This window comes from Coleofasciculus sp. D1-CHI-01, from assembly GCF_040218875.1.
Taxonomy (GTDB): Bacteria; Cyanobacteriota; Cyanobacteriia; order Cyanobacteriales; family Coleofasciculaceae; genus Coleofasciculus.
This window is the reverse complement of sequence record NZ_JAVJQP010000190.1, coordinates 62,104-83,588: the sequence shown is the minus strand read 5'-3', so window position 1 is coordinate 83,588 and position 21,485 is coordinate 62,104. Positions and strand designations below refer to the sequence as shown.

General features: G+C 46.2%; 18 protein-coding genes. 5 read left to right on the top strand and 13 right to left on the bottom strand.

Going from position 1 to position 21,485, the window contains the following annotated elements:
- Together RIB93_RS32265 and RIB93_RS32260 are read left to right on the top strand one after the other, a co-directional pair.
- A partial coding sequence (locus RIB93_RS32265) for a tetratricopeptide repeat protein (RefSeq protein ID WP_446379362.1) occupies positions 1 to 1,110 on the top strand: 1,110 nt, incomplete at its 5' end.
- Positions 1,111 to 1,512: 402 nt separating this feature from the next.
- The gene (locus RIB93_RS32260) at positions 1,513 to 2,013 is read left to right on the top strand and encodes a hypothetical protein (RefSeq protein ID WP_446379360.1); all 501 of its coding nucleotides are present in this window, start codon (positions 1,513 to 1,515) and stop codon (positions 2,011 to 2,013) included.
- A 509-nt stretch (positions 2,014 to 2,522) separates the two neighbouring features.
- Here RIB93_RS32260 and RIB93_RS32255 read toward each other — a convergent pair.
- The 9 genes from RIB93_RS32255 to mgtE all read right to left on the bottom strand — a co-directional run bounded on the left by RIB93_RS32255 (position 2,523) and on the right by mgtE (position 9,475).
- On the bottom strand, positions 2,523 to 2,804 hold the full coding sequence (locus RIB93_RS32255; RefSeq protein ID WP_446379358.1) for a UPF0175 family protein: 282 nt from the start codon (positions 2,802 to 2,804) through the stop codon (positions 2,523 to 2,525).
- A 451-nt stretch (positions 2,805 to 3,255) separates the two neighbouring features.
- Positions 3,256 to 3,597: a XisI protein gene (locus RIB93_RS32250; protein ID WP_446379356.1), complete on the bottom strand. Its 342-nt coding sequence runs from the start codon at positions 3,595 to 3,597 to the stop codon at positions 3,256 to 3,258.
- A complete protein-coding gene (locus RIB93_RS32245) occupies positions 3,585 to 3,833 on the bottom strand; it encodes an element excision factor XisH family protein (RefSeq protein WP_446379354.1) in 249 nt (82 codons plus the stop codon). Before RIB93_RS32245 ends, RIB93_RS32250 begins: the two co-directional genes overlap by 13 nt.
- A gap of 105 nt (positions 3,834 to 3,938) precedes the next feature.
- Entirely contained in the window at positions 3,939 to 4,376 is a 438-nt protein-coding gene (locus RIB93_RS32240) for a hypothetical protein (protein WP_446379365.1), read from the bottom strand.
- Between the two features lie 260 nt (positions 4,377 to 4,636).
- The gene (locus RIB93_RS32235) at positions 4,637 to 5,194 is read right to left on the bottom strand and encodes a hypothetical protein (RefSeq protein ID WP_446379352.1); all 558 of its coding nucleotides are present in this window, start codon (positions 5,192 to 5,194) and stop codon (positions 4,637 to 4,639) included.
- 420 nt (positions 5,195 to 5,614) lie between these two features.
- A complete protein-coding gene (locus RIB93_RS32230; RefSeq protein WP_446379350.1) occupies positions 5,615 to 6,196 on the bottom strand; it encodes a hypothetical protein in 582 nt (193 codons plus the stop codon).
- Between the two features lie 10 nt (positions 6,197 to 6,206).
- A complete protein-coding gene (locus tag RIB93_RS32225) occupies positions 6,207 to 6,359 on the bottom strand; it encodes a hypothetical protein (RefSeq protein ID WP_446379348.1) in 153 nt (50 codons plus the stop codon).
- An 18-nt stretch (positions 6,360 to 6,377) separates the two neighbouring features.
- Complete coding sequence (locus tag RIB93_RS32220) at positions 6,378 to 7,988, bottom strand: WD40 domain-containing protein (RefSeq protein WP_446379346.1); 1,611 nt, start codon at positions 7,986 to 7,988, stop codon at positions 6,378 to 6,380.
- Positions 7,989 to 8,074: 86 nt separating this feature from the next.
- Positions 8,075 to 9,475: a magnesium transporter gene (mgtE, locus tag RIB93_RS32215; RefSeq protein ID WP_446379344.1), complete on the bottom strand. Its 1,401-nt coding sequence runs from the start codon at positions 9,473 to 9,475 to the stop codon at positions 8,075 to 8,077.
- Positions 9,476 to 10,015: 540 nt separating this feature from the next.
- Between mgtE and RIB93_RS32210 the strand changes: the two genes are divergently transcribed.
- A complete protein-coding gene (locus tag RIB93_RS32210) occupies positions 10,016 to 11,647 on the top strand; it encodes a histidine kinase dimerization/phosphoacceptor domain -containing protein (RefSeq protein ID WP_446379342.1) in 1,632 nt (543 codons plus the stop codon).
- A 78-nt stretch (positions 11,648 to 11,725) separates the two neighbouring features.
- Here RIB93_RS32210 and RIB93_RS32205 read toward each other — a convergent pair whose 3' ends face one another.
- From RIB93_RS32205 to cobN, 4 genes are all read right to left on the bottom strand, one after another.
- Positions 11,726 to 12,013, bottom strand: a complete 288-nt coding sequence (locus RIB93_RS32205) for a hypothetical protein (RefSeq protein WP_446379340.1) — start codon at positions 12,011 to 12,013, stop codon at positions 11,726 to 11,728.
- Positions 12,014 to 12,262: 249 nt separating this feature from the next.
- On the bottom strand, positions 12,263 to 12,463 hold the full coding sequence (locus RIB93_RS32200) for a hypothetical protein (RefSeq protein WP_446379338.1): 201 nt from the start codon (positions 12,461 to 12,463) through the stop codon (positions 12,263 to 12,265).
- Complete coding sequence (locus tag RIB93_RS32195) at positions 12,463 to 13,422, bottom strand: GAF domain-containing protein (RefSeq protein WP_446379336.1); 960 nt, start codon at positions 13,420 to 13,422, stop codon at positions 12,463 to 12,465. Before RIB93_RS32195 ends, RIB93_RS32200 begins: the two co-directional genes overlap by 1 nt.
- Positions 13,423 to 14,223: 801 nt before the next feature.
- Positions 14,224 to 18,246, bottom strand: coding sequence for a cobaltochelatase subunit CobN (gene cobN / locus RIB93_RS32190; protein ID WP_446379334.1), 4,023 nt, complete (start codon positions 18,244 to 18,246; stop codon positions 14,224 to 14,226).
- Positions 18,247 to 18,757: 511 nt separating this feature from the next.
- On the opposite strand from cobN, the gene RIB93_RS32185 reads away from it, so the two are divergent.
- Positions 18,758 to 21,082: a hybrid sensor histidine kinase/response regulator gene (locus tag RIB93_RS32185; protein WP_446379332.1), complete on the top strand. Its 2,325-nt coding sequence runs from the start codon at positions 18,758 to 18,760 to the stop codon at positions 21,080 to 21,082.
- A 65-nt stretch (positions 21,083 to 21,147) separates the two neighbouring features.
- Positions 21,148 to 21,483, top strand: a complete 336-nt coding sequence (locus tag RIB93_RS32180) for an antibiotic biosynthesis monooxygenase (RefSeq protein ID WP_446379330.1) — start codon at positions 21,148 to 21,150, stop codon at positions 21,481 to 21,483.
- The last annotated feature ends 2 nt before the right edge of the window (positions 21,484 to 21,485 follow it).

Sequence of the window (21,485 nt, the reverse complement as noted above, 5' to 3'; positions counted from 1 at the left end):
TTTATTTTGCGGAGTGGGATGGGGAATTATGTTGATGAGTTGCAGCAGTTAGCCCCGTTTCAGGATTATCCGTTTGAAGAGTTTGAGACGGCGATTCAAGAGGCGATTAATTGGGGGTTGTTGTCGAACCTCTCCCCCAGCTCCTCTCGATCCCCCCAACCCCCCTTAAAAAGGGGGGCTAATGAGAGACTGTTGCGGATTCAGCCAGTTTTTCCTTATTTCTTGCGGATGAAGCTGAATCAACAGGATGCAGCGATGCGGGAAGCGTTGCGGGAGGGGTTTAAACGTCACTATTTGGGGTTGGCGGGTGGTTATCAGCAGTTGATGAAATCGAAGCAGGCGCAAGAACGACAACTGGGGATTTTCTTCTGTCAACTGGAGTATGAAAATCTCTATAATGCCCTACAACTCTGTTTAGAGAAACAGGAAACGGTGGCTATCTTTTTCTGTTTGTTTCAATACTTTGAGCTAATTAATGATATCCAGAGTAATCTCAAACTCTCAGAATTCGTCTGTCAGGCACAAGCGGCATATCCGGCATCATTACACACAGGTAGAATTGGGCTGCATATTGTCATGGCACAGGAGCGGTTAGCCTCTTGTTACCTAAACACCCAGAATTATACTCAAGCTAAAGCTGCTTATCAGCAGGTGCTGGAACTTTACCAACAGCTTACCGGGGTAGAGGAGAGACAGAAACAGCTTTACATAGCTACAACCTATCACCAGTTAGGAAATGTTGCTGTAGAGTTACGGGAGTATGAGCAGGCAAAGCTATACTATCAGCAGGCTCTGGATATTTATATTGAATTTCGCGATCGCTTCTCTCAAGCTAGCACCTATCACCAGTTTGGAAGGGTTGCCGAAGAGTTACGGGAGTATGAGCAGGCAAAGCACTACTATCAGCAGGCTCTGGATATTAAGATTGAATTTAGCGATCGCTACGAACAAGCTAGCACTTATGGACAATTAGGATTACTGGCAGAAGCCCAGGAAAACTACGCCGAAGCGAGGGTGAATTTACAGACAGCCTTAGAGATATTCCTAGAGTATCAGGATGACTATTGGGCTGGTGTGACACGAGAAATTTTAGAACGCCTCCCAGATTGAGACGGGCACGATAGTATCGTGCCCCTACCCGATCAATTATCCCTGGGTGTCGTAGGGGTACGGCATATAGCATCCGTGTCAACTTAAGGTAGAAAACCAATGCTGGCAAGGTTTTAAACCGTGTCGATCTACTCCTCAACATTTCCCCCTCATCCCCTAACCCCTTCTCCCACCGTGGGGAGAAGGGGAATCGGAGGCTCTTGCTCCCCTCTTGCTCCCCTCTCCCCTGAGAAAAAGAGGGGCTGGGGGAGAGGGGTTAATGTCAACCCAGAAGTCTGAGAAAAAGAGGGGCTGGGGGAGAGGGGTTAATATCAACCCATAAATCCGGCTAAAATAAAAGAATCCTTGCCCTCTTCAACAATAGCCAGGGCAACGGCAATCTTCACATCAGGAGACAGTACCATGTCCTATCACAATATTAGTGCCAGCCTCTCCGACACCGATATCGAAGAAATCAACACCGCCTTACAAACTATCGAACAGAAGCTACCCTTTCTGATTAACCTCAGCCCCAAAGAACGCCATGATCTCTATAAAATGGGCGATAAAAGTTTAGCCTTTGTCAACAATAGCCTCAACGCCGCCCAAACGAACTCTGGCATTCTCCCCGCCAATTTCAACACGGAGGAATTCGAGCGCGACTATCAACTGGCGTTGCGTCTTTCCGAGTTACTCATCCGACTCCAGCAACTGTCAGAAAAGGTGGATGATACCCTGATAGCGGTGGGAAGTGAAGCGATGAAAAGCAGCTTAACCGTGTATGACTACGTGAAAATGGCATCGAAAACCACACCGGGCTTAAAAAGCGTGGCGGAGCAGTTAAAGGAACGCTTTAAAGGCGTGAAAACCAAAGGGAATGGGGGTTCCTCACCGGATGAATCAAGCCCTGAGAGTGATGAGTGACGCTCTGAGCGTGGTGGGAGGACACTCCGAGCGTGGCGGATGACACTCAAAGCGTGGTGGGAGGACACTCTAAGCGTGGCGGATGACGCTCCTAGCGTGGTGGGAGGACACTCTGAGCGTGGCGGATGACGCTCTGAGCGTGGTGGGAGGACACTCTAAGCGTGGTGGGAGACACTCCGAGCGTGGTGGGGGGACGCTCTGAGCGTCGTGGGAGACACTCCGAGCGTGGTGAGGGGACGCTCTGAGCGTGGTGGTGGAGTCTCAAGGCGACAAACGTTACCCGAACAATAGCGGTTAGGACACATAGTAGAGACGTTCCGCCGGAATGTCTAGAACAACAGGAAAGGAAAGTCCGAATAGATGTGTATACAAATAGAAAGGTGCGTTACGCTTCGCTAACACACCCTACAAATAGAAAGGTGCATTACGCTAGCTTGGCGGGAGGACAAAAAAGTTGAGGCAGGACATCGATTTGGTCGATTAAAATCAAATAGCAAAGTGGAGACGTATCACAAACAATGGTCATTCGTTTGGATAACCTTGGCTACAGCTTGAAGATCATGTTCTAGGTCTGCCTCAGTATAGTGTAGATACGCTCCTTCCCGTTTCAAAAATTCATCAACGGCTAAACGAGAAGGTAAATTAAGCATTCGTCGGACTTCACCTGCAGTAAGGATACCCGATTTATAAGCTTGAGCCGCCATAATTTCTAATGAGCGCTGGGGCAAATTGTGCCATTTTGCTGTCAAACGATTACCGATATCATCAGGTATTTCAATGCTAATTTGCATATTAAATAATACTTGTCTGTCTGGTTTATTAGAATTTATATTAATTATAGTCGTTAAGGTAGGTTGGGTTTCGGCTTCGCTCAACCCAACCGATGCTTCGGAAACAGGATTGACGCACCAATACCAGATAATAGGGTAGGGGCACGATAATATCCATTGGTGTCAACTTAAGCTAAACCCCTCACCCCCAGCCCCTCTCCCAACCCCCCTCGTTCCCCCCTACCCCCCTCGTTCCCCCCTACAAGAGGGGGGAGGACAGAGGATGCTTCGCTTTTTTTGCACGGGAGAGGGGAGTAAGAAGAAAGGTATTTCTCAATGTGATGCCAGAAGCTTCTTTATTCCCCTTCTCCCTTGATGGGAGAAGGGGTTAGGGGATGAGGGTGAAAAGCTTGCCAGTCGTGCTTTTGGCGCTTAAGTTGACACCAATGGGCAATGTCGTACCCCTACAACGTTAGGCTAAGGCAAATTCTGTAAATTGACGTGCCTCTGGGGGATGAAACCCCAAAACAATATCACTCGCCGCTATGCCTAATTTTAATAATTCATTTGCCATCCCCACTTCTGTCCAATCTTCTTCAATCCAAATCTTCTCGTTTTTAATTTGAATATGAACGGTAATCCCGCGAATTATTTTTTTCTGTCTCCATCCGGTTTGAAACCAAAGGTATTGATCTCTGGTTTCATCAAAGGCGAGTAGACTTTCCTCTCCAGTACTCGGGGTTTGAGTCGCCAGGTGATGGTATTCGGTTAAAACTCTTTGAATTAAATCGCGATAGTGGTTCAGCTTATCCATTGAATAACCTCCTCAGCGTCTGTGTTGATCACAAGTAGGGCTACTTGGTTGTGTTGAATAATGAATTGAATCGCCACTTGGCAAAAGAAGTTTTCATAAATTTCCTGACTAATTGCTAAATAGACTTTATAAGTCGGATTCGTAACCGAGAGTAAGGTTCTGTATATGATGTATTGTCCCAGAGCATTTTGATCGGGTTTAATGTAGTAAATAATCCGATAGGAACCCTCAATCACTTCACGAATTTTTTCCCCTCTTGCTCCCCTCTCCCAAGCTTGGGAGAGGGGCTGGGGGTGAGGGCTGGCTTAGTATGTCAGTTGCAGGGCGCAAGCCTTGCGCCCCTACTCACCCGGTAATGACTTGGAATCGGAGGGTTCTGTATATTGACAGAAAATATTTAAGCCAATCTTGAGAATATACAATACCACCACAGTGGCGATCGCAGGATCAAGGGGTAAGCCAGCTAATCCCACCAAATACACGATTAACCCCGTCAGCAAAGGTGTACTTCCCGGATTCTTGCTATACTCCTGTACCTTAGTGCGAAAGCTATCATCGCCACACAATTCCTGACGCAACTGGTTCAGCGTCACTTCCCACAGGGATTTGTCAGCAAAATCCGGGATTGAACCATATTTCTCGTGATACAGTTCCTCAAAGGATGCCTCAATATCCCCATTATGGTCTTTGAGACGTGCGATCGCGTCTTGGGCGGGATCATCATTCGGTAATATTGCTTGATAGGAATTCAGTTGGGAGGGGGTGAGTTGAGTATTCATCGTATCCACACAGGTTCAATCAGGAACGCAACCGGAAGTCTGTCACTATAGGGAGATCATGATCTGGTATCGATTGTAGCCTGAGACATTCATGAGTGCGATCGCCTAGGGTTAGCGGTAAAATTAAACGCGATCGCATCCCTCTACGAAGAAAAGATTCTCGCCAAACGCAGTCAGGGGAAATGGGCGAAATTAGGGAGTACGTCTTAATCTCAACACGCCCTTGCTCCCCCCGCTTCCCCCGCTTCCCCCTCACCCCATCAACGCCGAGAGGGTCCCGGATTAAGAAGTTGAACTTCGCTAATCCGAATCACGTAGGGATGATACTTATCTTCTTGAAAAGAGCCAACCCAAACTTTATATTCCCCAGCTAACCACTGACCCGAAATTCCAGGATTTTTTCCGTCAGCATCATCATTACACCAACTTCCACCAGGACCCCTCACCAATAGAGTAGTATCCTCCGGGCTTTCCACTTGTAAGCTGAGGTAGTTGAAAAAAGACGTTAACTCTAGGATATGATCAGGCTGTTCATCAATAAATCCGATACAAGAACCAGTTGGTGTTTCTCTACGACCCGAAACATCTGGCGTTGAAACGGAACCGCCACTGATCCCCCGAATAATCAACGGATCAGGTGAAAATCGTCGCCCCAGTTTTACGTTCTCAAATATGGGTTGCGGTGTGGCGGATTGAGCGTCAACGGCGGGAGTCATCAATAGTCCACTGGCAAATGTGGCTGTAGCAAGTGCTGTTCCCCAGCGCCAGAGTCTCAAGACACTTATCGGGGAGTCGGAGAGTAAGGAGAAAGGTGACATAGTGGTTAGGCGAGAAGGGTGTCTTTTATTCATAACTGAGCGATTCCATCTTTGGGGAATCTCTGGGATTGTGTTTTTGGCTTTGGCACGAGGTTGTACAGTTGGCAAAATGATCAGAGGCGTATTCTTATTGAATATTAACAGCTCGATCTGGTTAGTATGGACGCGAATGTTGCGAATTGTGTTCCGCTATTAATTATCAGGAAATGGCTATAATACATAAATAATCGGCTATCCTATATTTAGACTGTCTACGAATTGTCTGAGCCGTTTTTGGGTAAAATACCAGAGGAACCCCCTTTTGCCATGGCGATTGAAATCGCTGCTACACTAATGTATGCGAAGCCTTCCTGAAGAGTAGTTCGCAAGGTAAGGACTGGGTTATAAGGGGAGTAGTTAACCCGAATTTGGGATGACAGCTTACGGCTGAAGTTGTGATAGTTCCTGTTGGATTTGCGCGATCGCACGTTCTAATTGTTCAACTCGCTCTGGGTTGACAGAAGCGGCGGTGCTATCAGGCTGGGGAAGCTGATCGATGGTCTTTTTGAGAGCTACGATAATCCCGGCTAACGTCTCAATCTGTTCTAATTCGGGACGCTGCCTGAATTTTTGATTCAATTCATCAAGTTTTGATTGTAGGGGGGCTAGAGAACCTCGTAATGCCTTTTGCTTCTCATTAATTGCCTCAACGGTAGAGACAATAGCAGACAGTTCCTCTCTAGAAATCAGATTAGAGTCAGGTTGCTTAAGTTGAGCAACTTCTGTACGTAAAGCTTGGATATCTCGGCTTAAATTGTCAATTTGAGTGCGATCGTTGATCTTGCGCCGAAGCTGTTGGACAACACGACGGCGGTTAATTAGATTCAGTAACAGGGAAATCGCTAAAGGCGCTAATCCATAAATTATCTGTTCAGATATAACTGCTACTATTGCACCCACAAATGAGGCGGCAATAGCAACAGATTCAGCGATAAAAAGCCAGTTCCGTTTGTCATTTGTCATTGGTCATTGGTCATTCGTCATTTGTCAGGGTGTTATAGGGAACGGGGAACGGGAATGAATACAGCCATTCGGTAATAGTCAGGGCGGGTTTAGTTAAATTTATGATTAGTTCAAAAACGGTAGTAGTGAAACCCGCCCCTACACAAACCTGAAGACGTGCCATGGCACATCCCTACAAATCTTATAACTGTTGCCAAAGCTTAACTGTACCATCCCGATTCCCTCCAGCTAACCACTGACCATCTGGGCTTAGAGCCACTGATACCACAGAACCAGCATCGTTATTGTCCAAGACAAGCAACGGTTCATCGATGCCTAGCCACCAGATCTTAATCGTACCGTCTGCATGAGCCGCGATCGCACTTTGCCCGTTATCGCTAAAAATAATCGACATGGCGGGTGCAGAGGAACATTGCCAACGTTCTATCTGTTCAGCACTATCGAGTTGCCATACCTTGAGAGTACCATCGGTACAGGCAGCAGCTAACCGACGCCCATCGGGACTTAAGGCAAGAGAGTTGATCGAACTCAGATTGTCGGTGAGACTGAATTCTAGATCAAACGGCTGAACATGCCATAAATCAATAATGCCATCTCCGCCGCCACTGACAAGAGTTTTGCCATCTGGACTTAAGGCGAGAGCAGATAATCGTCCGGCGTCTTGAACTAAATCCTGCACAAATTTTCCCTGATCCAATTGCCATAGCTTAATGGTTTGATCAAAGCTACCACTGATCAGAGTTTGGTTATCTGGCATAATCACCAGCGATCGCACGGAACCGTTATGACCTGTCAACGTATGGCATAATTCTCCAGTCTCTAGTTTCCATACCTTAATCGTCTGATCAAATCCCCCACTCGCCAGCCATTTACCATCAGGGCTTAAGCTAAGACAGAGGACTCCCTGTTGATGATCACTAAATGTATGAATCAGATCACCCGTCTCTAAGTGCCACAGCTTCACGGTTTTGTCTAAACTACCACTAACCAGGATTTGACCATCAGCGCTCATTGCCAACGCGCTAACCCAATCCTGATGTCCTTTCAGGGTTAATCTAAAGTTCCAATTGGGTAGGATTGGTTCAGGGACAAAATCACTCGGATACGCTCTCCTATCTTCTTCCCAGACGTAGCATGCTACGTCTCTACAGACATCCCCAGCTTCCCCAGCTTCCCCAGCTCCCCCAGCTTCCTCAGCTCTCCTAACAGGGGAAACTGATTCGGAAGCAACAGGAAATAAGGAGGGTTCACCCCCCGCCTCTGTCTGCCAATGGATTGGTTGTTCGGGATCAGCCGCAATCGGAATTTGGTAGTGTAGTTTATCAAGATCGGCAGTAATTTGTGCGATCGCGGCTTCTAATTGCTCGATGTGGTTAGGCAATGAGGCACTATTGAGATAATCCACAACATTCCGCAGTGATTGTTCCACGCTAACAATTCGAGCTTGAAGTTGGGCAATTTTGATCGCCCCTAATTCCGAAGCGGGATTCTCAATTTGAGCCAGATAGTCAGGGAGTTTTGCTTGTAGAGAGGCTAGTGCTTGCTTAAGTTGCTGTTGGTATAACGATTGACTCTCTTGGGACAGTTGTCGATGCAATTGCGCCATGGCTCCCGTTAACCGATATCGGCTTTGTTGCTCGAACCGGAGGCGATTGATCAGATTCAGCAACAGGGCAATTGACAACGGAACTGCCCCATAGATAATTTGACCAGACGCCGCCGCTACAGCCCAGCCAATGATTGAGACAACAACAAAGATACACTCGGCAATTTTCAGACGGTGAGTTAGCATTCCCTGTTCATGTCATAAGGATTTATCTATATCTTTTGAACTATGAATTACGAAAAAACATAAGACGTAAGACGAATGACTAATAATTAAAGACCAAGAACCATCCTGGCTATATTAAAATAAATCAACACACCCAACACATCAACCGCCGTGGTAATAAACGGGGCTGACATCAAAGCCGGATCTAATCCCAGGGAACGGAACAGAAACGGTAACGCCGAACCCGCCACCGATGCCAGAATCGCGATCGCGACTAAACTGATACCCACAGCAACGGCAACAAAGATATCATCTCTGAGCAAATATGCCCAAACCGTTGCCACTGATCCTAAAATGGTTCCCAGTAGCGCTCCTGCCATCGCTTCCCGCCCGATCACTTGCAATGAACCCATATCTCGAATTTCGTCAGTGTTTAAACCACGAATCACCACCGTTGACGATTGAGCGCCCACATTTCCCCCTGTACCCGTTAACAGAGGAATAAATGCCGCCAGCGCCACAACTCTCTGTAAGATGTCTGCTTGAGAGTTAATGATGGTGGCAGTCACACTGTTTGTCAGTAACAACACAAATAACCAAACCACTCGTTTGCGGGCAACAGTAATTAAGTTGGTTTGAAAGTAATTATCGCGCCCGGATTGTACCCCACCCCCCAAGGCATAGATATCTTCAGTGGTTTCTTTCTCTAAAATATCGATCACATCATCAACGGTGACAATCCCCACCAAACGATGTTCTCGATCAACCACAGGCACAGCCAGAAAGTCGTAGCGTTGGATTAACCGCGCCACGTCTTCTTGATCTGTATCCGTGTGAACACAAACAGCATCGCGAGTCATCACTGCACCTAGAGTTTGCTCCGGTGGAGACACGACTAAATCCCGCAATGAGACGATTCCACTTAGATGTCGCTCTGCATCGGTGACATAAACGTAATAAATCGTCTCCGTGGTACTGGCTAAACTACGAATCCGTTCCAGGGTTTCGCCCAAGGTTAAGCTTTCTTTCAGGGAAATATACTCCGGAGTCATGATTCGCCCTGCGGTATCGGCTTCATAACCGAGGAGTTGGGCAGTGGCTTGGCGTTCCTGGGGACTCAGTTGAGCCAGCAAACGGCGGACTACTTTGGCGGGCAATTCATCAAATAATCGCACTCGATCATCGGGAGACATTTTGTCCACGATGTCAAGTACCTCTTGGCGTTTAAATTCCTCGATCAGCGATTGTTGGACGCTAGAGTCAAGGTACTCGTAAACTTCGATCGCCTCAGCTTTCGAGAGTAAGCGGAAGGCGATAACCTGTAGGGCGTCGGGCAATCCTTCGATCGCGTCGGCGATGTCCACCGGTTGTACAGGAACTAATACCTGTTTAGCACCCTGAAAATTTTCTTGTTCCAACAGCATTTGCAGTTGAGTCCGAACTAACTCTCGCAATTCACTGCGCGATCCCGTCTGGAGGGGAATTTGGTTTTCGCTTAATTCAGACATAATCAGCCTGGATAGTTCTATACTGTTCTAGAGCCGGATTGCAAGATTGACGAATCACCTCAGCTAGCGCTCACTGCCGATGTCCGACGAAGATGTCGATCACGGATTCTTAAGTCTTCAGTTTAACTTCAAGTGGTCTCTAGGTGTTTACTGAGGGATGAAGAATGCGCGGCAAACTGCCCTCTAAAACTAAACGCGATCGCGACGAAATCAGATATGAAGATTAAAACAAACTTTCTGTTTATGATGAAGTAAGTAGTCGGACATACTTAGTCCGCCTTTTTAGTGGTGGAAACTCACTGATGTTTTGAATGGGTCGAGAGTTCTCTTTCTTAACATCTTCCCCAACTAAACTCTCTTGGCTATCGTGAAGGACTTCTCGCCAAATTTGATAGCTATTTATTCAGCCTACCCCTTTGGGTAGAACTAATATACCGTGAGACAGAGACGAAAACACCTAACTGCTGATACCTATCCAAAACCTCCTTTGATGAACTAGGATCAAATTTTTTCTGTCATATCCTTCCCCTAAGGAGAACCATGTCCGTCGAGCAGCCATCTAACTCTCACCTACAGGTAAACTCTTCTCACCCAACCCATATTACCGCATTAGAACAGGAACTCATTGAACTGCGACGCCAAGTCTCCCGACAGACATTACTCAACCAAATTGTGCAAGCGATGCGCGGTACACTGGTGTTGGAAGATATTCTCCAAACTACGGTCGATCAGCTCCATGAAACACTTAATGTCAGTCGCTGTTTGATTTTTCGACCGGATGGTGAGTCGCAAATGACGGCACATCACGTTTCGGAAGCGACCGCCCAACGGGAGAGTATTTTGGGGGTCTACTGTGATTTTTATCGGTATCACCACCAGGAATTGAGCCAGGGTGAGCCTGTGGTTGTCCCGCAAATTACTCCCAATTTTCCCGATGTGTTAATCGAGGCGGCGCAGGATTGTGAAATTTGCGCTATTTTGATTGTGCCGTTGCTTGACCAAAATTCCTATATTGGCGGAATTAGTCTACACCAGTGTGATCAGGCACGGGAATGGAAGCGAGAGGATATTGAGTTTGTCCAAGCCATTGCCGATCATTGTGCGATCGCGATTCATCAAGCCCGATTATATGCTAAGTTACAACGTGAATTGAGAGAACGTCACCAGGTAGAAGAAGCACTTAGGCAAAGTGAAACCCGCTTTCGCACGGTGCTGAAACATGCACCCTTGGTGGTGTTTAATCAAGATCAGGAGTTACGCTACACTTGGGCTTACAATGTGGTTCCTGATGATGACGTGGATGCTATATTGGGAAAAAGCGACAGCGAACTCCTAGCCCCCCAAGAAGCACAACCGTTAATATCCATCAAGCAGCGTGTATTGACCAGTGGGATAGGAATGCGAGAGGAAGTCTCTCTCACCATTAATGGTGAACTTCGATACTACGATTTGACCGTCGAACCCTTACGCAACTCAATCGGAGATGTAGAGGGAATTACCTGCGCGGCAATGGATATTAGCGATCGCAAATACATCGAGAATCAGCTTAAGATTTCCTTACAGCAAAAGGAAGTACTGTTCCAAGAAATTCACCATCGGGTCAAAAATAACCTACAACTTGTCTCTAGCCTGCTTGATCTCCAATCACAGCAAATTGATGACCCTGAGATTTTTGCCCTCTTCCAAGCCAGCCAGAACCGAATTAAATCAATGGCTCTTATCCATGAGGAACTCTATCAATTTGATCACTTGCAGCGGATTAACTTTCTCAATTATATTGAAAATCTCACCTATCATTTGATTCAAACCTATGCTATTCATCCCGAATCTATTCGTCTACACCTTAATATCGACCAAGATTTAAGCTTGGATCTCTCAACCGCAATTTATTGTGGATTAATTCTTAACGAACTAATCTCTAATGCTTTAAAACATGCCTTTAAAGCAAACAATTACAAAGGTCATATATGGATTGAAATTTATTCAAAGAAAAAAGAGAACCCAAAAAATAAATTGATCGTGGGCAATAACAAGCCAACACCAATTGAATTGATCGACTTTAATTCACCAAAAACCTTGGGATTGCAATTAGTCCGCGCTTTAGTGGCACAGCTTAATGGCAAGCTGGAAATAAAGAAAGCTAATAATACAGTCTTTGAAATTGAATTTTAATCAGAAAATAGTTAGGGTTGCACCATAAAAAATATTCACAAATACTTAGACGCCCTATACCCCTACCCTCCTTTTTAACTATCCTCCTTGATTGCAAATCTCAAAAGCGTACTCTTGAGTTTCTTGCAGCTCTTGCAATACCGATGTATCAACCGTCTGAATATCTGACTGACTTGACCTAGCTAATTTATTCTCAACTTGCTCAAACTGCTGCTGGGCTTCCGCAACAGCTAATTCTGCCTCACTACAAGTCTGCGTGGCTAATGCATCGAATTGATTATTACATCCAGAGCCGAAAAAAACTAGCAATAATAATCCAGCACTGAACTGAATTTTTTTTGCCGGAATCAGGGGATAAAATTCCATACCCAGAGAATTAAATTCACTAGAGCTACATTACTAAATACTCAGATTTATCCAGCTTTCAGGACTATTACTCGGTTTTTGGTATTCCGATTATTGAAAAATGTTAAATAATGGGAGTAAGTTGTTCCTGAATATTCAGAATCCAGGTATTACCTTTTGTATCCAAGGGGTGTGGAGTTAATGGAGATTTGTCTTATGTCTTATGTCTTATGTCTTATGTCTTATGTCTTATGTCTTATGTCTTATGTCTTATGTCTTATGTCTTATGTTAGGGAATCGGGAACAGGGTGATAGGCTATAGAAATTTCGTCTCCCATCTTCCCCAGCTCCCTCAGCTCCCTCAGCTCCCTCAGCTTCCTCATCTCCCTCAGCTTCCTCAGCTCCCCCAGCTCCCCCAGCTTCCCCAGCTTCCCCAGCTTCCCCAGCTTCCCCAGCTTCCTCATCTCCCACTAGAGCCGTTGAAGATTATTCTGTAACTGTCGTTCTTGTCGCTGAAGTTGCTCGACCAATTCAATTTCTCGCAAACTACCGGGTTTAATATCCGTCGTTTCCCGGAGTTTTTGGGCAAGTTGGTAACAAAATTGACATCGTTCTAAAATCTGGAGAATCGAAGGGGCAAACTTGGCAAATAAGACTTCATCATCTCGGGTAAAACCACGAGGATCAATCTTCTTGACTAGATCATCTTCCGGTTGGTAGTTGGACTTTAATTTATTGATTAACTGCACCACCGCTACAAGATCTTGTTTGTTGTTTAGTAGGGGCCAAGCCAAAATGGTATAGGTGCGGTATCCGGTACGGCGATCCGTCTTCTGCGCCATCTCGGAGCGCGGATCATCATAAACATCAAAGGGAATGTTAATCACTTTTAAGGAAAAGGCGGCGAGACTAGCAATTCCTTTGTTAGCAGGAATATCGATTAACAGACTACCACCGTCTCCATCCTCAGCAATCAGTGAACCCAATTCTTGTCGTTCTCGATCCAATAAAAAAATACTGGTGCGATCCGCACGCAGCAAATTTCCGACTTTGCGGGTGAGGCGACCCAATAGTTGACAGAGTGTTCTCACCAGTGTTTGTAATGCTTGGTCAACAGCACTCACCCCATGGCTGTAGGAGTAAGCCAACAACTCACCCACTTCAATCGGTGAGTCAAAAACTAGATTCTGCTGGCTATCTAAACCAGCCACATCCTGCCAGTCCAATTCTAAGACCTGGCAAAGTTCGACAAAGTTTAGCCCTTTAACGGGTTGTCCCTTGAGAAAATGATTTAGGGTGTCTAACGATAGTCCCAGGGCTTCCGCTAATTCGCGATCGCGCCCCTGACTCTTATTGCGCCAAGCTTGTTTGACTTTGAGAATAGACTGGGGATGCACACTAAATGACCGAATCATTGTTCTTCGTGGCATTCCTCTCCCGTTCGATCCAAGATTATCATCGGAAAATAATGCCACGCCTCCATGTAGGTTTACAAATAGGTGACATAACGAAGTAAGCGACTGTGTTTATCGGTTACTTCGATTTAACCAGATAAGCTGACTGGTACCCATCTGAACGGTTGGTCTGATCCTAGGTTAAAACGCTGTCTGTTCTTTTTACTACGATTTGTGTAAAATCTTTACGCTTCCAGCAAGGGAGTATGTCAAGGAAAGCCCATGACTTGCCCCACTCTTGAACAGCAACGCTGAAGTTATCGCAGTAGACACATCGATTAGGACTTTCCGAACTGTGGTAGAGACGTTGCATGCAACGTCTCTACCATAAGATGCGTCCTAACCGCTATGGCGATTGCTATAATGGCTACGCATACAAATTTTTTGCTATAATTCTGTAGTATTGGATACAAAAAAACAATACAAAAAAAGACGCTGCTGTTTATTCAGTCCATTCAGCAACGCCCCAGCATTGAGTTTTCTAATCCTATCTATACAAATGGTAGCTAACTGAGCAGAAACGGTTTGCAGTTCGTGTTCCACCCGTTTAACTGTCACACCCGATTGGGCAGAAAAAATAACGTATGAGCCAGTTTCTGTAACTTATTAAACAAAAAACGCTGCTGTTATTCAGTCCATCCAGCAACGCCTTAGTAATTGAGTTTTCTAATCCTGGATACATCCTAACCAAATCAAGCCGAACTGTTTTCGATCCGCATTCCACCCCTGGAAGTGTCACATTAGCTAATTCTGGATAACGGAAAATAGGTTATAAAGTTAGCTTATTGTCCCATCACTCCCCGCTTCAATTACCCCTTCGGCTTGCAGAGCGATCGCTCTCAATTTCTCCAGTATCTCAGGTTTAGCCGATTGCCACAGCGATCGCTGATGCGCCTCCAATAACCGTTCTGCCATATCCCGCATCGCCCAGGGATTCTTTTGCTGGATAAACTCTTGTACCTTTTCATCCAACAGATAAGCCTCCGTCACCCCTTGATACATATAATCTGCCACACAATTGGCTGTCGCATCATAGGCAAACAAATAATCCACCGTCGCCGCCATTTCAAACGCCCCTTTATATCCGTGGCGCATTACCCCTTCAATCCATTTGGGATTCACCACACGGGAACGGTAAACCCGGGCAATTTCCTCCTGTAGCCGTCGCACCTTGGGATTTTCCGGAATCGAATTATCACCAAAATAGGTTTGCGGATTCTTACCTGTCAGCGCCCGCACCGAAGCGGTTAATCCCCCTTGAAACTGATAATAATCATCAGAATCGAGTAAATCATGCTCTCGATTATCCTGATTATGTAACACAACTTGCAATTGTTTCAGCCGTTGTGCAAAGGCTTCCGGCGCAGCAACCCCTTCCTGATTTGGGGAAGATGTACCACAGTAGGCATAACTACTCCAATTCATATACGCCCGCGCCAAATCCTGTTCATCACGCCAGTTTTGCGCCTCAATCAATCCCTGTAACCCCGCGCCATACGCCCCCGGTTTCGAGCCAAATATCCGATAGTGCGATCGCATCTGTGCTTCTTGTTCACTCAATCCCGCTTCACACCAGAACTCTGTCTCCTGTTTTACCTGCGCCGCCAAGGGATTGTCTTCCGGGGATTCATTCAAGGCGGCAACAGCAACCACGGCACTGTAAAATAGATCAATTAAATTGGGAAACGCATCGCGAAAAAAGCCCGATATCCGCAGCGTCACATCCACACGCGGACGCCCTAACACCGACAGGGGAAGAATTTCAAAATCCACCACCCGACGTGACGGGCGATCCCAAATTGGTTGCACCCCCAACAACGCCAGCGCTTGCGCCATATCATCGCCCCCGGTTCTCATGGCTGAGGTTCCCCATACGGATAATGCCAGTGTTTTGGGATACTCCCCATTATCCTGGGTATAGCGTTCAATCACCGCTTCCGCCGCCTTTCGTCCCACATCCCACGCCGTTTCGGTAGGAATCGCCCGGATATCAACGGAGTAAAAATTGCGACCTGTGGGTAATACCTCCGGGCGTCCCCTCGTCGGCGCACCCGCCGCCCCACTCTCGACATAGCGCCCATCTAATCCCTGCAATAAATGAGTGATTTCTTGGCAGGTTTGGGTTAAGGCGGGTAAAAGGCGATCGCGAATCCAGTCTAATTCCTGCTGCGTTCGTTGTCCGATTCGGGAATTAAGTTTTGAATATGTAGGGGCGGGTTTAGGAACATTCTTGTCGCTATTGGTTGTAACGTTTGTACAAAACCCGCCCTGACTAAGTGTTGACTTTCCTTCTACCTTTGATATCAGGGATTCCACCAATTGAGACGCCTGGGCTTCCAATTGCGCGATCGCGTCTCTCTTATTGTCACCTTCTGGAGTCAGGGGATCAACATCCCATCCCCAATCTTGCGCGATCGCACGAGTTAACCCCAAGCGCCCTCTCCCCGGATGACGGGCAATTGCCACAGTTAAGTCTCGCAATAGTCGTCCCTGGGGACACTGTCCCAAAATATGCAACCCATCTCGAATTTGAGCTTCTTTTAATTCACACAGGTAGCTATCGATTTGAGTTAAAAGATTCGCTTTTCCTGCTTCCCCTAGAAGGGCGGGTTTAGTCAAGCTATCCGACATCGACATAATGTTATCGGTAAAACCCGCCCCTACCGTTTCTGTGTTCAAGACGCGCCATGGCACGTCTCTACAGGTTTCCCCATCCTCAAATCCCAAATCTTGGTGCAGGTTTTCTTGGATAACCAGTTGAGTAATGCGATCGCGGATCATCGGTAAGCGAGAGGGATCTAAGCTTTGCGCTTCGTAATATTCATCCACTAACCCTTCAAGCTGTTGCAGGGAACCATAGAGTTCAGCGCGAGTCATCGGTGGCGTCAGGTGGTCAATAATCACAGCCTGCGATCGCCGTTTCGCTTGAGACCCTTCCCCTGGATCATTGACAATGAAGGGGTATAAATGGGGCATTGTCCCTAAGGCGACTTCGGGATAACACGTTTCAGAGAGTGCCAAACTTTTCCCTGGTAACCATTCCAAATTTCCATGTTTACCCAGATGTACAACAGCCTGCGCCCCAAATTTCTGTCGTAGCCAATAATAAAAGGCTAAATAAGCTGGCGTTGGTTCTAAATCCGGCGCGTGATAATTTAATCCTGGGTCACTATCATAACCCCGCGACGGTTGAATCCCGACAAAAATATTACCCAGTTGGATTCCCGCAATGGGAATTGTTGATTGTTGATTGTTGATTGTTGATTGTGTAGAGGCGGGTTTAGGAACTTTCTTGTCGCTATTAATAATAACATTTGTACAAAACCCGCCCTGACTGAATATTGACCCTTCACTTTCTTTATCCCAACGGTTACAGATGCCTTGTTGTACCGCTAAAGGTAATGTATCAAAATAATCGCGATACTCTTGCTCAGATAACCACTGTTGTAGAGGACGTAATTCCCATCCTTCGGGATCATTTGTTACCCCCCTGGTTAAGCGCTGAATGAGTTCATCCCCTGTTTCTGGAATATTGTTGATCTGGTATCCCGCCGCTTGCAACGCCTTGAGAAGTTCCACACAGCTTGCAGGCGTATCAAGCCCCACACCATTGGCGAGGCGTCCATCTCGGTTAGGATAATTAGCTAAGATTAGGGCAATACGCCGTTCTGCTGGCGAAGTTTGGCGTAATTTTACCCAATTCGCCGCTAACTGAGTGACAAAATTAATGCGATCGCGCACCGATTCATACACCACGACATCTGTTTCCAGCATCGGATTCCAGGTTTGCACCGCCTTGAACGAAACTGCACGAGTAATAATGCGTCCATCCACTTCTGGCAAGGCGACATTCATTGCCGTATCTCTAGGAGTCAATCCCTGAAACTGTTCCTGCCATTGTTCCTTTGTCCCACCACTAAAAATGACTTGCAGTACAGGTACATCCAAACGTTGCCATAACTCCAACCCAGGTAGTTCATTATCTGTTAATTTAGCAACAGAGAAACTTGTCGTATTTAGTAAAACCTCAATTTCCGCACCATCTTTTGGTTGGAAATAGGATACTACCTCCGCTTGTACCTCCGGATCACGTAACGACGAGACAAAGATTGGCACAGGATGCAACTGTTGTTCAACTAACCCTTGACAAAGTGCATCAATGGGTGATGTATTTCCCGCCAAATAATGAGCGCGATAAAACAGAATCCCCACTTTAGAGTTCGTAGTCAGCGCTTTAGCGCTTCCGTCTCCCCAAGCATAAATTCCCACACGCGGCACCGGTTTAGGAGGTAGAGGCTCATAGCTTCCTCCCAAACACAAATCGGCTACAAATTTCAGGGCGTTGGCACAATTCTCCACACCCCCTTCGATAAAATAGCGCCATAGCTGGTGAACGGCGGTTAGGGGAATGGTAGAATGACTAACTAAATTGGGATCAGGACGATCATCTCCTGGCAATAGGATTAAATTTGCCCCTGTTTGTTCTACAGTTGTCTGCACCACTTCCAATCCATAAGACCAGTAGGCAGATCCACCCAAAAGCCGGATAATAATAACGTCTGCCTGATTTAACACCTGTTCGGTGTAGGTGTCAATGGTTAATTCCTGCTGCAATTGGAGGAGATTAACGGCTCGAATCGCCGGGAAATCTTGGGGTAAATGAGCCATTGACGCCGCCAAGGTTTGAATATCGGTGTCGGCGGCTGTGATCAAAACGATTGGTGCAGGTGTCTGTTCAATAAAAATGACCCCTTCAGCTTGGGGATTCCATCCTCCCGGTGTTGCAGCAATCCGATGCATAATATTTTCAAAGATATTTTGCTAGTTTAATCGTATTCATTGGGTTGAGTTATTTATTGTATAATAACACCTAATTTTTTTGTTGCAAAAACCCAGTTTTCTTGAAGAATATTCAAGGTTCATGAAGTATCCTAAATAAGCCTTTAGCCGTAAAGATAAATGTAATTTTTGATTAGTTGAGGGGGAAGTTATGAAAACTGTTCCCTGTTCCCTGTTCCCTGTTCCCTGTTCCCTCCCCCCTACAGTAGGTAAGCGATCGCAAAGAGATGTAAACATGATACCTGCCAACAAAAGCGTATCCCCTTTACAAAAGGATACAATAATGGATAAAGTATAAACTCCTAAAAATTTTAAGAAAGATCTTATAAATAAAGCACTATATCTTGGATAGCATCGAATAGAGGCTCAGCTTACACCGAATCAGGGGTGAAGCATTGTCACTTGCTAAAAAAAGACCAAACTCATGGTGATATTGGGAAATCCAAGGTTTAGCCGAACGTTGTCATTGTCAATGTTCGAGCGGCTGCAAGAGGTATTGCAGCAGATGCAGATAAAAATTGGTAGGGAAGCTGTACTCTTGCGATCGCAAGACTTGCCCAGTGTATCTGTGGGTCTAGATCAACAGGGGCAACGATTTACGCTGCTGGTATCTCCAGGGTTCCGCGCCTTGCTAATCGCGACTCCGATTGAGTCACAGGGAGAAGCGGAGGCAAATTCCCATTCCAGCCTGTATCAGGTTGGGTTAACCTTTGAATCAGACGCGATCGCAGATTTTCTCGACGATCAACTCACTCAACGGTTTACCAGCCACTCCCAGATTCTACATATTTTCAAGCTTGCCCAAACCTATCCACAAGCGAACCAAGCAAGCATCCAGAGTGAATTTACGCTGTTGTTGATGGACATACTCACCGCTAATCCCATCAGCAATGAACCCATCCATCCTTACTGTGAGGTTGGTCAACCCATTGAAGCAGCGCTACGCCAACAGGTTGAACAGGAACGGCTGGTTCACCAGGTTACCACTCACATCCGTCAAAGTCTAGAATTACCCGTTATCCTCTCCACGGCTGTCGATGAGGTGCGCCATTTTTTGAACGTTGATCGATTACTAATCTATCAATTTGACGGCGATTTGGCTAAGCTTGGGGATGAGGGCGATAAAATTGAGGTTGACAATTCCACAGATGTCACCGATGAATTCAAGAACGCCAAGTTTCTAACTTCACCGCCTCCCTCACAACAGGATGAGGGTTGTGTCACTTATGAAGCCCGCCGTTCTAATGAAATTCGTTCAGTTCTCAATTGGCGAGAGGAAAAGGACTGCGCCCTCCATATTCCTAACTGTCGCACCAAATATCACCAAGGATTTACGGGGGCGATTGATGATATTGAAGTCGCCTACAGCGATTCTCCCTGTTTACTCCAACTGCTGCGACAAACCCAAGTCAAAGCTAAGTTAGTCGCACCGATTATCGTTCAAAATCGCCTCTGGGGATTACTAATTGCCCACCAATGTTTTGCACCCCGACACTGGCAAGAAAGTGAAAAACTGTTTCTCAAGCAAATTGCCGAACACCTGGCAGTTGCCATTTACCAGGCACAATTGTATGCCCAACTGCACCAGCAAAAAAGTAGCCTAGAACAGCGGGTGATTGAGCGCACCCAGGAACTTCGGGATGCACTGCAAGCGACACAAGCCGCTAACCATGCCAAAAGTGAATTTCTGGCGGCGATGAGTCATGAGTTGCGGACGCCCCTGACTTGTGTGATTGGATTATCGGCAACATTATTACGTTGGTCATTGGGGGAGGGCGGTAGCAAAACTGTATCCATTGAGAAACAACGGCGTTACTTACAAACCATCCAAGAGAATGGGGAACACTTACTGGCACTAATTAACGATATTCTTGATTTTTCCCAATTAGAAGCGGGAAAAGCCGTTTTAAATATCAATGAATTTTCCCTGCGATATCTTGCCCAGCAAACCTTACGATCCTTAAAAGAAAAAGCCAGCAGTGGTCAAGTCGAATTAATCCTCGATTGGCAAGTCCCTACCCCCAAGGATCGCTTTCAGGCTGATCCACGCCGACTCCGGCAAATTCTGTTTAACTTATTGGGAAATGCGATAAAATTTACCCCGGCGGGTGGTCAGGTCACTTTAAGGGGTTGGCGAGAACAGAATCGAGCAGTATTTCAAATCGAAGACACGGGGATTGGCATTCCCCAAGAACAAATTCCCCTAATGTTTCAAAAGTTTCAGCAGTTAGAGAAAACCTATCAGCGTACCTACGAAGGTACAGGTTTAGGGCTAGCCCTGACTCAACAATTGGTCGAACTCCATGGCGGTACGATTGACGTTGAATCCACTGTGGGAAAAGGGTCTATCTTTACCGTTTGCGTACCCATCCAATCAGTTGTTCCAGGAGGAACCAAATCACCCGCCCCATCGGGAAAGGGATCTTCGGTGCCAGAGAGTATCGTTTTAATCGAAAATAATGAAGCGAGTGCGACAGCCATCTGTGAAATTCTCACGGCGGCGGGTTATCATCTAGTTTGGCTGATCGAAAGTTCGACCGCTGTGAGGCAAATTGAACTGCTGCAACCCCATGCCGTGATTGTGGATTGGCAGTTATCGGCAAGGGACGGATATGAGATCAGCTATTATCTCCACCATAAGACGACAACAGCACACATTAAAGTGTTGGCTTTGCTCACATCCTCACTCTCAGCCGATGAACAGCACGATCTCAACGCCCTCGTTGACGATTACTTACCCAAACCCATAGAACCTGCCCAACTTCTGCACAAAGTTGCCACATTGATGGCAACATGAAACTTGGTCTTATGTCCTTGGTCATTTATACTTGGTTGTTGACTTAATCAATAAGGAGTGTAAGCATGAGCGAATTTCTAGATTTCCTCAAACATAAGTATGCGTATGTCGCGATCGGGGAATTTAAGCCCGGTAAGTTTGAAGAAGCCCAACAGCTTTACGAAGAAGCCATCTCGACCTACACTCACGGATTTCAAGGGGCATATATGCTGCGAGAACCGGGAACGGATAAAGGGATTGCCGTTATCTTTTGGGATCATATCGAAGACATGGATGAAAATCAAAATGAGGCTTACCAACAGATTTTGGAGAAGATGTCTCATTTATTTGTCAAGCCACCCACAACCACATTTTATGAAGTGTCTAGTCAAATACCGCCTTCTGTGAAAACAGCAGAATAATC

What these genes read in the sequence shown, in the direction of transcription:
- RIB93_RS32260 (WP_446379360.1), top strand. Translation starts at nt 1,513, where the DNA reads ATGTCCTATCACAATATTAGTGCCAGCCTCTCCGACACCGATATCGAA.
- RIB93_RS32255 (WP_446379358.1), bottom strand. Translation starts at nt 2,804, where the DNA reads ATGCAAATTAGCATTGAAATACCTGATGATATCGGTAATCGTTTGACA.
- RIB93_RS32250 (WP_446379356.1), bottom strand. Translation starts at nt 3,597, where the DNA reads ATGGATAAGCTGAACCACTATCGCGATTTAATTCAAAGAGTTTTAACC.
- RIB93_RS32240 (WP_446379365.1), bottom strand. Translation starts at nt 4,376, where the DNA reads ATGAATACTCAACTCACCCCCTCCCAACTGAATTCCTATCAAGCAATA.
- RIB93_RS32235 (WP_446379352.1), bottom strand. Translation starts at nt 5,194, where the DNA reads ATGTCACCTTTCTCCTTACTCTCCGACTCCCCGATAAGTGTCTTGAGA.
- RIB93_RS32230 (WP_446379350.1), bottom strand. Translation starts at nt 6,196, where the DNA reads ATGACAAATGACAAACGGAACTGGCTTTTTATCGCTGAATCTGTTGCT.
- RIB93_RS32225 (WP_446379348.1), bottom strand. Translation starts at nt 6,359, where the DNA reads ATGGCACGTCTTCAGGTTTGTGTAGGGGCGGGTTTCACTACTACCGTT.
- RIB93_RS32220 (WP_446379346.1), bottom strand. Translation starts at nt 7,988, where the DNA reads ATGCTAACTCACCGTCTGAAAATTGCCGAGTGTATCTTTGTTGTTGTC.
- mgtE (WP_446379344.1), bottom strand. Translation starts at nt 9,475, where the DNA reads ATGTCTGAATTAAGCGAAAACCAAATTCCCCTCCAGACGGGATCGCGC.
- RIB93_RS32210 (WP_446379342.1), top strand. Translation starts at nt 10,016, where the DNA reads ATGTCCGTCGAGCAGCCATCTAACTCTCACCTACAGGTAAACTCTTCT.
- RIB93_RS32205 (WP_446379340.1), bottom strand. Translation starts at nt 12,013, where the DNA reads ATGGAATTTTATCCCCTGATTCCGGCAAAAAAAATTCAGTTCAGTGCT.
- RIB93_RS32195 (WP_446379336.1), bottom strand. Translation starts at nt 13,422, where the DNA reads ATGCCACGAAGAACAATGATTCGGTCATTTAGTGTGCATCCCCAGTCT.
- cobN (WP_446379334.1), bottom strand. Translation starts at nt 18,246, where the DNA reads ATGCATCGGATTGCTGCAACACCGGGAGGATGGAATCCCCAAGCTGAA.
- RIB93_RS32185 (WP_446379332.1), top strand. Translation starts at nt 18,758, where the DNA reads ATGTTCGAGCGGCTGCAAGAGGTATTGCAGCAGATGCAGATAAAAATT.
- RIB93_RS32180 (WP_446379330.1), top strand. Translation starts at nt 21,148, where the DNA reads ATGAGCGAATTTCTAGATTTCCTCAAACATAAGTATGCGTATGTCGCG.